Source organism: Streptomyces tardus (assembly GCF_018101125.2).
GTDB classification, from domain to species: Bacteria; Actinomycetota; Actinomycetes; order Streptomycetales; family Streptomycetaceae; genus Streptomyces; species Streptomyces tardus.
Genome location: NZ_JAELVF020000001.1, coordinates 129,049 through 142,841 on the forward strand (window position 1 = coordinate 129,049; position 13,793 = coordinate 142,841).

Sequence of the window (13,793 nt, forward strand, 5' to 3'; positions counted from 1 at the left end):
CCGCCGCCCGGTGTCCGCAGCGCAGACCGCGGCTCGACGGTGCGCCGTACCACCCGGCGCGGTACGCGCGAGGCCTCCCGTGCACACGGTTCCGGCTGCTCCGCGCGGCCCGCGGACACCGCGCGCGTACCGGGATCACGCGGCTTCGGTGGAACGCGGAGGCCGCTGGCAGCGCGGGCAGAAGTAGCTCGACCGGTTCATCCAGGCCCGCCGCCGCACGGGCGTGCCGCAGCGTCGGCACGGCTCGTCCTCGCGGCCGTACGCGTCCAGGGCGCGGTCGAAGTAGCCGCTCTCGCCGTTGACGTTCACATAGAGGCTGTCGAAGCTCGTCCCGCCCTCCGCGAGCGCGGCGAGCATCACCTCCCGCACGTGTCCCAGCAGTTCGGCGGTCCTCGGACGGGTCAGCGCCGCGGTCGGGCGGTCGTAGTGCAGCCGGCTGCGCCAGAGCGCCTCGTCGGCGTAGATGTTGCCCACACCACTGATCAGCGACTGGTCCAGGAGGGCCCGCTTGACCGTGGTGCGCTTGGCCCGCAGTGCGCCGCCGAAGGCGGTCTCGTCGAAGAGCGGGTCGAGCGGATCGCGGGCGATGTGCGCGATCACGTCGGGCAGTCCGTCGGCCGTGAGCGGGTGGAGCGAGAGTCCGCCGAAGGTGCGCTGGTCCACGAACCGCAGTTCGGTGCCGAGTTCGTCGGCGAATCCGACCCTGATGCGCAGATGGCGCTCGTCCTCGGTGGCAGACGGCTGCACCAGCAGCTGACCGCTCATCCCCAGATGGGCGAGGACCGCGAAGTCCGGGCCGTCCGTCCCGCTGTCCAGCGGCAGCCACAGGTACTTGCCCCGCCGGCGTACCTCCGCGATGCGGCTGCCGCTCAGCCGGGCGGCGAAGTCGGCCCCGCCGGCCTCGTGGCGCCGCACGGCACGAGGATGGAGCACGGCGACCTCGCGGACCGTACGACCGGCAACCCAGCGCTCCAGTCCGCGCCGGACCACCTCCACCTCGGGGAGCTCTGGCATCGGTCTCTCAACTCCTCGGCAGTGCCCGGCGCTTGACGGCTGCGGGCTGCGGGCTGCGGGCTGCGGGCTGCGGGCTGCGGTGGGCAAAGCAGGACGCGGTGAGCGGGGACGAAGAACGCGCCCCACCGCACAGTGCACATGCGGTGAGGCGCGCGGTGGTACTGCTTCAGCCGGCGTCGACGGCGCTGTCCGACGGCGGCTGCTCGCGCGCCGCCTCGTCGGCCGTGGCGCGGATTCCCCGCCACGCCGCCTCCGCCGCCTGCTGTTCGGCTTCCTTCTTGCTGCGGCCGGTGCCGGTGCCGTACGCGACACCACCGACGCGGGCAGCAGCCGTGAAGGTCTTCTCGTGGTCGGGTCCGCTCTCGGTCACCACGTACTCGGGAACACCCAGGCCCTCGGCAGCGGTCAGCTCCTGAAGACTGGTCTTCCAGTCGAGGCCCGCGCCGAGGCTCGACGACTTCACGATCAGCGGATCGAAGAGCCGGTGGATCAGCGCGTCCGCGGCCTGAAGGCCCTGGTCCAGGTAGACCGCGCCGATCACGGCTTCGAGGGTGTCGGCCAGGATGGATGCCTTGTTCCGTCCGCCGGTCCCCTCCTCACCGCGCCCGAGGCGGATGAACGCACCCAGATCGAGCCCGCGTGCGACCTCGGCGAGCGCCCTGGAATTCACCACAGCCGCTCGCAACTTGGCGAGCTGCCCCTCCGGCAGGTCCGGATGGTTGCGGTAGAGAGTGTCGGTCACCACCAGGCCGAGCACGGAGTCCCCGAGGAACTCCAGCCGCTCGTTGGTCGGCAGACCGCCGTTCTCGTACGCGTAGCTGCGGTGGGTGAGCGCACGCACCAGAAGGGCGGACTCAAGGTGGTACCCGAGCCGCCCTTCCAGAACCGAGGGGGAGGAAGCGTCCGTCCCCGCGGACCCCAGGTCCGCCGCTGCCCTGCCACCCCCGGATGCCCGGGATGCGGTGTCCGGCGTGCCGGCGTCTGACATGGAGTCTGTCACCCGCCGATCAGACCTCGAGGACCTGACGCTTGTTGTACGTGCCGCAGCTGGGGCACGCGATGTGCTGAAGCCTCGGCTCCTGGCAACGCTCGCACTTCACCAGGGTGGGGGCCGCAGCCTTCCACTGCGACCGGCGGTGGCGCGTGTTGCTGCGCGACATCTTCCGCTTCGGAACAGCCACGGCTACTTCTCCTGCTTCTCGCCGACGTCGCGTACGACGCCGTCATGGTCGTCCTTCTCGCCGTCCCGGATGGTGCCGGCGAGTCCCTGCAAAGCCGCCCAACGAATGTCGACGGCGTCTTCGTGGTGGTGGTCCGGGTCGTCCGCGAGGCGCGCACCGCACTCGGCGCACAGCCCCGGACAGCCTTCCTGGCACACCGGCTGCATCGGCAGTGACAGAACCACCGCGTCGCGCAGCACCGGTTCGAGATCGAACAGGTCGTTCTCGAGGAAGAACATCTCCTCGGCGTCCTCGTCCTCGGCGTCGTCGCCGGTATCCGCGGGGCGGCTCCGGTCGTCGGCGTCGGGGTAGGAGAACAACTCCTGGAACTCCGCCTCGCACTGCTGCTCCAGCGGCTCCAGACACCTTACGCACTCCCCCTTCAGCGGTGCACGGCCGGTGCCTGTGACGAGCACACCCTCCATGACCGCCTCCAGTCGGAGGTCGATCTCCACCTCGGCGCCGAGCGGCACCCCGATGACCTCGATACCGAGGTTCTTCGGGGCCTCCACCGTGCGGGAGAGCCGCTTGTGCACGCCGGGCCTCCGCCCCAGCTCACGTGTGTCGAACACGAGAGGGGCACGGTGATCCAGGGCGGCGTTCAGGGCTTCCTGCTTTCTGTGAAGTGTGAGGTGGTGCTGCGGTCCACCCACGGCACGCACGTCGCCGGTGGAAGCCGGGGGCTTCGGGCCGACGGACGGCTGACGCGCCAGGGCAGCCGAGAGCCGCGGACATACACGCGGCCGAAGAGCCAGGGTACTGGAAGGGATCCGATCGGCCCAATCCGGTTCCCGGCTCCTCCGCCGGCTACTCCCGGCCCTGCTCGTAGCGGCGCAGCTGCTCCAGGTCGATCATGCTGGTGTCGAAAAAGCTGGTCTCGTCCAGGGCGGCGGGAGAGCCGTGCTGCTGGCCCTGCCCGTGCTGTTGACCGTGCCCGTGCCGGTCGGGCTGCGGGTAGTACTCGCCGGACTGCTGCGGGGCGTACGGGTCGGGCGCGGGGGCGTACATGCCCTGGTCCTGATAGCCGTGCGGGGCGCCGGGGTCACCGTAGGGGGACGGATCGCCGAGCTGATCGCCGTAGCCGTACTGGCCCTGAGTCTCGTAGGCGGGGGGAGCGTCGTACTGGTTCGGCCAGCCCTCCGGCCGGTAGCCCTGCGGGTCCCGGTACGGGTCGTGCTGCGACGCGTACCCGGGGTCCTGGTAGCTCTGCACGGCGTACTGATCCTGGTGGCCCTGCGCGGCGTACTGGTCCTGGTGGCCGGTGGGTGCGTAGTAGTCCGGCGTGGGCATGCCTTGGCCGTCGGTTCCTCCCGGGGGCATCCGGTCCGCGGGGTGACCGTACGGGCTCGGCGCGCCGGGCGGGAGGGCCGCGGGCTGCTCGGTGTAGTCCGCGCAGGGCTGCGGCGGGTACGCGGCGGGCTGCGGCGGGTACGCGGCGGGCTGCGGCGCCGGGTACCCGGCGGAACCGCCGCCGGGCCGGGCCGGAGCAGGCGGCCGGACCGAAGTGGGCGCCGCAGCCTCGGAGTTGTCGACCAGCCCGGCCAGGTACTCCTCGTCGGTGCCCCGCAGCCGGTTGTCCGGCGCCGCGTCGGGCTGGGCGGCCATGTGTGCGGCGAGATCATCGATGGGCTGGTGGCCGGTGAGCTTCTGCCGCCCGCGCCCGACTGCCTGGAGCGTCTTGGCGAGCACTGCCTCGAAGGCGCGGAACTGCGCCTCGATGTACTCCTCCGCCTGCTGTTTGCGCGTCTCCGGGTCCTGGGCTCGGGCGTCCGGCGACTCCTCGAACTCCTCGCCCCCGGGACCGTCGTGCGGGGCCGGGGCGCGGCCCAGCAGCTTGTCGCGCCCGCGGTCGACCGCGCCGATGGTCTTGCTGAGGACGACCTCGAAGTTGGCGAGCTTGCTGTCGACGTAGTCGTCGGCCTCGACCCTGATCTCCTCGGACTCCCTGCGCGCCTCGGTGAGGATGCGGTCGCTCTCCTGCTCCGCGAGCCGGGCGACCTCGGTCTGCGAGATCAGCGAGGCGCGTTCGCGGTGCGCCTCGTCGATGATCCGCCTGGCCTCCTGCTGCGCCTCGGCGACCACCTGCTCCCGCCCTCCCAGGACTTCCTGGGCCTGAGCGAGCGAGCCGGGCAACGCCTCACGCACCTCGCCGAGCATGTCGAGCAGGTCCGCGCGGTTGACCACGCAGGAGGCCGACATGGGCATGGAACGGGCGCCTTCGACGGTCGCGACGATGTCGTCGAGTCTCTGCTGTACGTCCACGGGGGTGACTGTACGGGCAGCCGCGCCCGACGCGACAGCCGCTGCGCACAACGGACGCCCGGGGAGGAACGCCGCACAAGTCCCCCGCGCCGGCTGCTACTTGCCGGCCAGCCGCTCCGACAACGCCCGGTGGACGGACTGCGGCAGCAGGTGGGACACGTCACCGCCCCAGGCGGCGACCTCCTTGACCAGGCTCGAGGAGAGGAAGCTGTACGTCGGGTTCGTCGGCACGAAGAGGGTCTCGATACCGGAGAGGCCGATGTTCATCTGAGCCATCTGCAGTTCGTAGTCGAAGTCGCTGACGGCGCGCAGGCCCTTGACGATCGCCGGGATGTCGCGCTGCTTGCAGAAGTCGACCAGCAGGCCGTGGAAGGACTCCACCTCGACGTTGCCGTACTCGGCGGTGACCTCGCGGATCATCTCGATCCGCTCGTCGACGGTGAAGAGTCCCTTCTTGCTCTTGTTGATCATGACGGCGACGTGAACGACGTCATACAGCTTCGAAGCCCGGGCGATGATGTCCAGATGGCCATTGGTGACGGGGTCGAAGGACCCCGGACAGACGGCACGGCGCACTGTTTTTTCCTCGCTCTCCGAACGGCTCACTGCACATCGGCTTCGTCGTCGACAGCGTCGGTGACTTCCTCGACCGCGTCGTCAACTTCGTCGGCCGCGCGACCGTACCAAAAGGTTCCCTCGCCGTAGCGGCGGGAGCGCAGCGGCCGAAAGCCGCTCGGCCAGCCGAAATCGCCGCCCCTGGTGCTGCGCTCCACGGTGACCAGCGCCCTCGGCGACAGCCAGCCCCCGCGACGCAGTGTGAGCAGGATCTCGCCGAGCTCGGCGTCGCCGACGGCGTACGGCGGGTCGAGGAACGCCACGTCGTACGGCTCCAGGGGCGCGGGGCCGCCCACGATCTGCTCGGCGCGCCCGGTGCGCACCTCGGCGCCGCGCAGCCCCAGCGTGCGGATGTTGTCCTTGATGGTCCTCGCCGCGCGTGCGTCCGCCTCCACCAGCAGGGCCGCGACCGCGCCCCGCGAGAGTGCCTCCAGGGCGACCGCGCCGGATCCGCCGTACAGGTCGAGCACCCGTACACCTGCCCAGGAGCCCAACCGCGCCTCCCAGCTGGAGAACAGCCCCTCCCGCGCGCGGTCCGAGGTGGGCCTGGTGCCGTTGCCCGGCGGTACGGACAGGCGGCGGCCACCGGCGGTGCCGGCGATCACACGGGGCATGGAGAGGCGCCTTCGGTCGGTGGACGGGCGGGACGGGCACCCGCGGGCGCCCACCGACGATTATGGCCCTGCGGTCACTCCGCGGCGCCGCACAGGGCGCGGTCGATCATCGGCACGAAGGCGTCGCGATGCATCTCCTCGTAGAGATGGTCGCCGTTGCCGGTCGCGGCGACGGTGACCGCGCGGTCGCCGTCCTCGGTGACGCCGCCCCGGGTCGAGGTGCCGAGGACGTCACCGAAGTGCGTCCAGTAGTGGCCGCCGCAGGAGAGGTCGAAGCGCATCAGACCGAGCCCGTACCGCATTCCCAGCTCCTCCAGCATCGGCTGGCCCGTCACCTTCACCGTGCGCTGCATCTCGTGCAGCTCGGCGGGGCGCAGGAGTTCGCCGTCCAGGAGCGCGCGGAGGAAGCGGTTGACGTCCGAGGGGGTGCTGACCAGCGAGCCCTCGCCGTCCATGTGGCGCACGACGCGGTCGGTGGTGTCGGTCCATCGGCCGCCCTCGGCGAACTGGCGGTAGGACCTCATGTGCGCACCCGGGAGGTACGGGGTGTTGCCGGGGGCGTAGGTGTCGGTGAGGGCGAGCGGGATGGTGATGCGGCGGCTGAGCTCCTGGTCCCAGGTGTTCCCGGTGACCTTCTCGACGAGCAGCACGGCGAGTGCGTAGTTGGTGTTGGAGTACTCCCACCCGGTGCCCGGCCTGCTGCTGGGCGGGTGCTTCATCGCCAGGTCCACCGCGTGGCGCGGGGAGTGAAAGTCGAACCGGTGCTTCGTGTACTCGGCCTCGCTCTCGCCACCCGGCAGGTCGAAGGTCTGGGGCAGTCCGCTGGTGTGCTGGAGCAGCCGGCGGACCGTGATGCGGCGTCCGTCGTTGCCGTTGCCCCGTACGACGCCGGGCAAGTGGCTCTCGACGGTGTCCTCCAGTCCGATCCTGCCCTCGCCCACCAGCTGCAGGACGAGGGTGGCGGTGAAGGTCTTGGAGGCGCTGCCGATCCGCACCGGCGAACGCGGCGGCGGCGGTGCGTCGCTGCCCAGAGCCGCGCGACCGCTGCGCACCCGGGCGCTGCCGCCGTCGTGCCGCAGCTCGGCGAGGACCCCGATGGCGCCGGCGTCGCGCACCGCATCGGCGTCCCGCTGCAGCGCGCCGCCCGGCGAGACGCCCGCGCCGGCGTCGCTCACCAGCAACGCCGCGGCCGTCGAAGCGACCACCAGCGCAGTACCTACGATCCCCGCACGACCGTGTGTGAGCCGCATGTTCTTCCCCCTTCTCGGCTGTGCGACTCAGCCTCTCCGCGCCGGGGCACCGTCCGCCACGGTGCATGCCCCCGCATCCGCACTGGGGTCAACCCCCTTGCGGGCGCGGGGAGTTCGCCCCTCTCGCCGGAGAGTTCCCCCCTCTTGCCGACGCGGGAGTTCACCCCTTGTCGAGGTACTCCTCCCGCTCCTCGTCGAGCAGCGCGTCCAGCGCCGTGCGCAACTCGGGGTACGCCTCCAGAGTCGGATCGGCGGCGACCACCGCGGTCGCTTCCCTCCGCGCCTCGGCGATGACGTCCTCGTCCTCGATCACTGTGAGCATCCTCAGGCTCGACCGCACACCCGACTGGGCCTGCCCTAGCACATCACCCTCCCGGCGCTGCTCCAGGTCGATCCGGGAGAGCTCGAAGCCGTCCAGTGTCTGCGCGACGGCTGCCAGCCTGGCGCGCGCCGGACTCGCCTCGGGCATCTCGCTCACCAGCAGACAGAGCCCTGCTGCGGCGCCTCGTCCCACCCGGCCGCGCAGCTGGTGGAGCTGAGAGACGCCGAAGCGGTCCGCGTCCATGATCACCATGACGGTGGCGTTCGGGACGTTCACCCCGACCTCGATGACCGTGGTGGCCACCAGCACGTCGACCTCACCCGCCGCGAAGCGACGCATCACGTCGTCCTTCGCCTCCGGGTGCATACGACCGTGCAGGACCTCCACCCGCAGCCCCGCCAGCGGGCCGCTCAACTGCTCGGCCAACTCCAGCACCGCGACCGGCGGGCGCCGCTCCTCGCCCGACTCCTCCGCGCCGTCCGCGACCTCCTCGCCGCCACCCTCCGAACCGCCCCGATGTCCGGCCTTCGTCGGCTTCTCGCCGTCCTTCTCATCCCCGATCCGGGGGCACACGACGTATGCCTGGTGGCCCGCCCCGACCTCTTCGCGGACCCGCTCCCAGGCGCGCGCGAGGAAGTGCGGTTTGTCGGCGGCCGGTACGACATGGGTGACGATCGGCGACCGGCCCGCGGGCAGCTGGTCGAGCACCGAGGTCTCCAGATCACCGAAGACCGTCATGGCCACGGTCCGCGGGATCGGGGTCGCCGTCATCACCAGCAGATGCGGCGGCTGTCTTCCCTTGGACCGCAGGGCATCGCGCTGCTCGACCCCGAAGCGGTGCTGCTCGTCCACGACGACCAGCCCGAGGTCGAAGAAGCCCACCCGGTCCTCGATCAGGGCGTGGGTGCCGATCACGATGCCTGCCTCCCCGGTGGCGAGGTCCAGCAGCGCCTGGCGTCTGGCCGCGGCGCCCATGGACCCGGTCAGCAGCACCACCTTGGTGCCGTGCTCGGAGCCGCCGAGTATGCCCGCCTCGGCCAGATCCCCCATCATCTCGACGATCGAGCGGTGGTGCTGCTGGGCGAGGACCTCGGTCGGGGCCAGCATCGCCGCCTGACCGCCCGCGTCCACCACGGTGAGCATCGCCCGGAGCGCCACCATCGTCTTGCCCGAGCCCACCTCCCCCTGGAGCAGCCGGTGCATCGGGTGGCTGCCCGCCAGCTCCTCGAAGATCTCGCCGCTGACCCGGTGCTGCCCCTCCGTCAGGGTGAACGGCAGCCTGGCGTCGAAGGCGCTGAGCAGACCGTCGGCGCGGGCGAGCCGCGGCAGCGCAGGCAGCTGCTGCTCCGCGAACCTGCGGCGGGCCAGAGCGACTTGGAGCACGAACGCCTCGTCCCATTTCAGCCGGGCGCGGGCATCTGCGACCTCCGCCCAGGTGCACGGCCGGTGCACCGCACGCAGCGCCTGCGACAACGGGATCAGCCCCTGCGACTCGCGCAGCGAGGCGGGCAGCGCGTCCGCCAGGCCCTCCCAGCCCATCGCCTCCCACGAGTCGAGGACCGTGCCCACCGCCTGCTCGATCTGCCAGGAGCTCAGCTGGCGGCAGGCGGGGTAGAGCGGCAGCAGCTCGCCGGCGAACCGCTCGACGGTGTCCCGGCCGCTCTCGGCGTCGAGCAGCTTGTAGTCGGGGTGCGCGAGCTGGAGCTTGCGGTTGAACACCGAGACCTTGCCGGCGAACATGCCGCGGCTGCCCGGCAGAAGCTTCTTCTCGTGCGCGAAGGCTCCGCGCCCGAAGAAGACCAGCTGGAGCCGCCCGCTGCCGTCGGTCAGCGTGACCTCCAGACGCTGGCCTCTGCCGTTGTTGAACCGCAGCATGCGGGCGTCGGCGACCTGGGCGACGACCGTGACGTGCTCGTCCAGCGGCAGCTCGGCGAGTCTGGTCAGCTCACCGCGCTCGGCATAGCGGCGGGGGTAGTGGTGGAGCAGGTCACCGACGGTGTGCAGACCGAGGTGCTCGCCGAGGACCTTGGCGGTGCTGCCGCCCACGACCTTGTGCAGGGGATCAGCCAGTACGGACACGGGGTCCATCTTGGCGTACGCCACTGACAGTCGGGACGAGCCGCCGCGGGCCGGGCGTGCACGGACACCGCTGAATCCGCAGGAGCGCTACTCGACCCCGATGAGCAGAGGCGCGCTCTGGTGCCCGTGGTAGACGACGGTGTCGACGCCCAGATGTCCTGCGCGGGCCCGCTTCTCCAACTCCGTGGCGAGCGATTCGGGGGTGTCCCGGCCGAGGACCAGGGTCACCAACTCACCTCCGGAGGCGAGCATCCGCTCCAGTATCTCGCCGGCGGTGGCCGCGAGTTCGGCGCCGATCACGGCCACGTCCCCGTCGATCAGACCGAGCACGTCACCGGCCTGGCAGACGCCGGCGGTGGTCCAGGACTCCCGTTCAGCGACGGCCAGTTCACCGAATCGGGTGGCACCGGCCGCCGCCGTCATGGCGACCACGTCCTCGTCGAACCGTCGGCCGGGCTCGTGCACCGCCAGCGCGGCGAGCCCCTGGACCGCCGAACGCGTAGGCACGATCGCCACCCGCACGCCCTCGGCGCGCACCTGCTCGGCGGCAGCGGCAGCGGTGTGCCGCAACTCCGAGCTGCCCGGCAGCAGCACCACCTCCCGCGCGTGCGCCCGCCCGACGGCCGCTGCCAACTCCCCGCTGGACGGCGGCTCGTCGGGGCCCATCGTCACGACCGTGGCGCCCGCCTCGGAACACAGCGCCGCCAGGCCCTCCCCCGGCACGACCGCCACCACCGCGCGTTCGACCGGCTCCACCGCGGCACCGACCCCCTCGAAATGGGTCACCCTGATGCGGTGCGGGCGCCCTGCCTCCACCCCGGCCTCGATCGCGGCGCCCGCGTCGTCGACGTGCACATGGACGTTCCACAGCCCGTCGCCGCCGATGATGACAAGCGAGTCGCCGAGCGAGTCCAGCCGACCGCGCAGCCGCTCCAACGCCTCGTCCGAGGCGTCCAGCAGATAGATGACCTCGTACGCGGGGCCGCTCGCCGCCGCGCCGCCGCTCCCGTTCCCGGGCTGCGGGCCGGTCGGGTCGGCCGCCGCGTCCTGCCGGTGGCCCGGGCAGGAGACGTGGTGGGTGACGGGTCCGTCGGGCCGGCTGCCGGTGACCGCCTTGACCAGCGCGCCGAGAACGACGACCAGCCCGTACCCACCGGCGTCCACCACGCCCGCACGGGCCAGTACGTCCAGCTGTCCCGGGGTGGCGTCCAGGGCCCTGCGCGCCCCCTCGAAAGCGGCTCGCACGACGTCCTCCGCTCCCCTGCCGACAGGGCCCGCGGGCCGGCCGACGGCTTCGCCCTCCGCTTCCGCAGCGGCTTCCGCAGCGCCTTCGGCGGCGGCTTCGGCGGCGGCTTCGGCGGCGGCTTCGGCGGCGGCTTCGGCGACGCTGAGGATCGTGCCGCCCACCGGGTGCGCCACCGCAGCCGCCGCCGCGCGCGCCGCACCTCCGAGCGCGTCGGCGAAGGTGCCGCCGTCGGCGCCGGTCCGGGCGACACCGCGCAGCAACTGGGCAAGGATCGTGCCGGAGTTGCCGTGCGCACCGATCAGAGCTCCGTGGGCCATCGCGCCCAGCGCCTCGGATGCGGTCGGCTCCCCTGCCCACGCGGCCTCGACGGCCTGCGCGGCGGACTCCATCGTCAGATAGAGGTTGGTGCCGGTGTCGGCGTCCGCGACCGGGTAGACGTTCAACGCGTCGATGGTCTCGCGCGCCCGGCCCAGATCCTCCAGTGCCTCGGCACACCAGGTGCGCACGGTGTGGGCGTCGAGCGGGTGCGGCACGGGTCTCGGACCTCCTGGCGGACTGAACTGCTGGACGCGGGGGCACTTCTCGTCCCGTCAGTCTGCCCGCAAGGTCGCCGTCGCACGGCAGTGCGTCGAAATCCGGCAGCAGATCGGACGCGGCGGGGCGCGGCGGCGAACCCGGGTGCGTCGGTGCGCGCGAGCGGGCTTCGTCCGCCGGCCGGTGGAGCACCCGTCCGGGCGTCCGTACGCGTCCGGTGGCGGGCCCGGGTACGGGTCACCGGACCTGATTTCGGTGTTGGGAGCTCGCCGTTGTATGCTGCTCCGGTTGCCTGACACCGTTCAGGCTTTCCACCCCGGGGCTGTTGGTCTCTCCCGATCATCGGGAAGAGTTCTCGGCCGCGCTCGGAATTCACCGTACGTGCATCTGAAGTCTTTGGAGTGACCCGTGGCTGCCAACTGCGACGTCTGCGGCAAGGGGCCGGGCTTCGGCAACAGCATCTCCCACTCGCACCGCCGCACCCCGCGTCGCTGGAACCCCAACATCCAGCGCGTGCGTGCCGTGGTCGGTCGGACGCCGAAGCGCCTCAACGTCTGCACCTCGTGCATCAAGGCCGGCAAGGTCTCGCGCTGAAGCGGTTTCCGCAGCGCAGCCTCTCCGGTCGCCGAAGAGCCGGTCCACCTCGAGTGGACCGGCTCTTCGTCATTTCCGCCGCCGCCGGACGCGGCCCCGCCGGGCGGGCCGGCGGGGAACCGCTTCAGCCCCGGGCGCGCCAGCCGTGATCGACCGGGCCGATCCCCGCCCCCAGCGGGAAACCGGCGGCGATCGCACCGGTGACGTACTCCTTGCCCGCCGCCACGGCCTCGGGCACCTCCTGCCCCTTCGCCAGCTCCGCCGCCACCGCGGAGGCCAGCGTGCAGCCCGTACCGTGCGTGTGCCGGACGCGGTGACGCGGCGCGCGCAGCCAGTGCTCGGCCGTACCGTCCCACAGCAGGTCCGTCGCGTCCCCGTCGGCAAGATGGCCGCCCTTGATCAGCGCCCAGCGGGGCCCGAAGGCGAGTACGGCGTCGGCCGCACGCCTCATGTCCTCCTCCGATTCGACGCGGATTCCGGTGAGCTGCCGCACCTCGTCGAGGTTGGGGGTCGCCACAGTCGCAGCGGGAAGCAGCCTGCCGCGCACCGCTTCGAGCGCGTCGGCCGCCAGCAGCGGGTCCCCGTGCTTGGAGACGCCGACCGGATCGACGACCACCGGCACCGTCAACTCCGAGAGCAGCTCCGCCACGGCCTCCACCACCGGTGACGAGGAGAGCATCCCGGTCTTCACGGCATGCACCCCGATGTCGTCGACCACGCTGCGGAACTGAGCACGCACCGCCGCCACAGGAAGTTCCCAGGCCCCCTGCACGCCCAGGGAGTTCTGCGCGGTCACCGCGGTCAGCACACTCATTCCGTGGGTGCCGAGCGCCAGCATCGTCTTGAGGTCGGCCTGGATGCCGGCGCCGCCTCCGGAGTCGGAGCCGGCGACGGTCAGCACCCGCGGGGGTACGGGTGTGGTGTTCATGTCCTGTCCTCTCCGAAGTGGTCCCAGCCTCCGGCCCTGTCCCAGGCCACCCCGTTGACGGTGACCCTCGACTGGGCGGAGGGGTGCAGTACCTCGCCGATCCTGCGCCAGCGCGCGGGCAGCTTGCGGTCGGGTGGGAAGGTGGCCACGATCGCGTGGTCCTCTCCCCCGGTGAGCACCCACTGCAACGGGTCGACGCCCACCGCTTGGCCGATGTCGTGCATCTGCGCCGGGATGTCGAAATCCGCCGAGCGCACGTCGATCAGCACTCTGCTGGCATCGGCGATGTGGCCGAGGTCGGCGATGAGCCCGTCGCTGACGTCCGTCATGGAGGTCGCTCCGAGCCCGGCCGCCGCAGGCCCCGCGTGGTACGGGGGCTCCGGCCGGCGGTGCGCCTCGACGAACGCCCTCGGAGAGCGAAAGCCCCGGGCCAGCACGGCGTGGCCGGCCGCCGACCAGCCGAGCCAGCCGGTCACCGCGACCACGTCGCCGGGCTGCGCGCCCGAGCGGGTCACCGGCTCACGCCCCTGGAGATCGCCGAGCGCGGTGATGGAGACCGTGATCAGGTCTCCCCGGGTCACGTCCCCGCCCGCGACAGAAGCGCTGGCCACCCTGCACTCGTCACTGATGCCGTCCATCAGCTCCGCGGGCCAAGTCACCGGGAGTTCGGCCGGCAGGACCAGCCCGAGCAGCAGCGCGGTGGGCACCGCGCCCATTGCGGCGATGTCGGCGAGGTTCTGCGCCGCCGCCTTGCGGCCCACGTCGTACGCCGTGGACCAGTCGCGGCGAAAGTGCCGTCCCTCCAGGAGGATGTCGGTGCTCGCGACCACCCTGCGGTCGGGAGCGGCGACCACGGCGGCGTCGTCGCCGGGGCCCAGCCGGACGGCCGGAGTGGCGGTGACCCGGGAGGTCAACTCCCGGATGAGCCCGAACTCCCCCAGTTCACCGACCGTCGCGGGAGTCCGGGGGTGCCCCCCGGTGGAACTCAGCATCCGTCTGCCCTTTCGGCTGTGTGGCGCGCGACTTGGTGCGCGAGATGTGCGGTGGTCACGATGGGTGCGGCGGTCGTCGCGGTTGCGTCGTCCGCCGCAGGGGCGACCGCGGGCGGAGCAACC

Annotated in this window: 13 protein-coding genes; 1 reads left to right on the forward strand and 12 read right to left on the reverse strand. The window is 71.9% G+C overall.

Translation table 11 applies throughout. The features are described 5' to 3' along the window. Window positions 1-135: 135 nt before the first annotated feature. The 10 genes from mutM to JGS22_RS00565 form a co-directional block, all read right to left on the reverse strand. The gene (gene mutM / locus JGS22_RS00520; RefSeq protein WP_211040117.1) at window positions 136-1,014 is read right to left on the reverse strand and encodes a bifunctional DNA-formamidopyrimidine glycosylase/DNA-(apurinic or apyrimidinic site) lyase; all 879 of its coding nucleotides are present in this window, start codon (window positions 1,012-1,014) and stop codon (window positions 136-138) included. Window positions 1,015-1,180: 166 nt separating this feature from the next. Next, complete coding sequence (rnc, locus tag JGS22_RS00525) at window positions 1,181-2,002, reverse strand: ribonuclease III (protein WP_236072982.1); 822 nt, start codon at window positions 2,000-2,002, stop codon at window positions 1,181-1,183. A gap of 19 nt (window positions 2,003-2,021) precedes the next feature. Beyond that, entirely contained in the window at window positions 2,022-2,195 is a 174-nt protein-coding gene (gene rpmF / locus JGS22_RS00530; protein ID WP_211040118.1) for a 50S ribosomal protein L32, read from the reverse strand. 2 nt (window positions 2,196-2,197) lie between these two features. Beyond that, window positions 2,198-2,806, reverse strand: coding sequence for a YceD family protein (locus JGS22_RS00535; protein ID WP_211040119.1), 609 nt, complete (start codon window positions 2,804-2,806; stop codon window positions 2,198-2,200). Between the two features lie 235 nt (window positions 2,807-3,041). Continuing rightward, on the reverse strand, window positions 3,042-4,496 hold the full coding sequence (locus tag JGS22_RS26900; protein ID WP_216814796.1) for a cell division initiation protein: 1,455 nt from the start codon (window positions 4,494-4,496) through the stop codon (window positions 3,042-3,044). A gap of 96 nt (window positions 4,497-4,592) precedes the next feature. Further along, window positions 4,593-5,072 carry a pantetheine-phosphate adenylyltransferase gene (gene coaD / locus JGS22_RS00545; protein WP_211040143.1) on the reverse strand — a complete coding sequence of 160 codons (480 nt, stop codon included), beginning with the start codon at window positions 5,070-5,072 and terminating at the stop codon, window positions 4,593-4,595. A 26-nt stretch (window positions 5,073-5,098) separates the two neighbouring features. After that, window positions 5,099-5,725 carry a 16S rRNA (guanine(966)-N(2))-methyltransferase RsmD gene (gene rsmD, locus JGS22_RS00550; protein ID WP_211040120.1) on the reverse strand — a complete coding sequence of 209 codons (627 nt, stop codon included), beginning with the start codon at window positions 5,723-5,725 and terminating at the stop codon, window positions 5,099-5,101. A gap of 74 nt (window positions 5,726-5,799) precedes the next feature. Further along, window positions 5,800-6,930 (reverse strand): serine hydrolase domain-containing protein, encoded by a 1,131-nt coding sequence (locus JGS22_RS00555; RefSeq protein ID WP_211040121.1) that lies wholly within the window; start codon window positions 6,928-6,930, stop codon window positions 5,800-5,802. Window positions 6,931-7,135: 205 nt separating this feature from the next. Continuing rightward, window positions 7,136-9,385 (reverse strand): ATP-dependent DNA helicase RecG, encoded by a 2,250-nt coding sequence (gene recG / locus JGS22_RS00560; RefSeq protein WP_211040144.1) that lies wholly within the window; start codon window positions 9,383-9,385, stop codon window positions 7,136-7,138. A gap of 78 nt (window positions 9,386-9,463) precedes the next feature. Continuing rightward, a complete protein-coding gene (locus JGS22_RS00565) occupies window positions 9,464-11,155 on the reverse strand; it encodes a DAK2 domain-containing protein (RefSeq protein WP_211040122.1) in 1,692 nt (563 codons plus the stop codon). A 409-nt stretch (window positions 11,156-11,564) separates the two neighbouring features. On the opposite strand from JGS22_RS00565, the gene rpmB reads away from it, so the two are divergent. Then, window positions 11,565-11,750: a 50S ribosomal protein L28 gene (gene rpmB / locus JGS22_RS00570; protein ID WP_028426177.1), complete on the forward strand. Its 186-nt coding sequence runs from the start codon at window positions 11,565-11,567 to the stop codon at window positions 11,748-11,750. Between the two features lie 124 nt (window positions 11,751-11,874). Here rpmB and thiD read toward each other — a convergent pair whose 3' ends face one another. Continuing rightward, window positions 11,875-12,678, reverse strand: a complete 804-nt coding sequence (gene thiD, locus JGS22_RS00575; protein ID WP_211040123.1) for a bifunctional hydroxymethylpyrimidine kinase/phosphomethylpyrimidine kinase — start codon at window positions 12,676-12,678, stop codon at window positions 11,875-11,877. Beyond that, entirely contained in the window at window positions 12,675-13,670 is a 996-nt protein-coding gene (locus JGS22_RS00580) for a thiamine-phosphate kinase (RefSeq protein ID WP_211040124.1), read from the reverse strand. The genes thiD and JGS22_RS00580 overlap by 4 nt, the downstream gene beginning before the upstream one ends. Window positions 13,671-13,793: the final 123 nt, after the last annotated feature.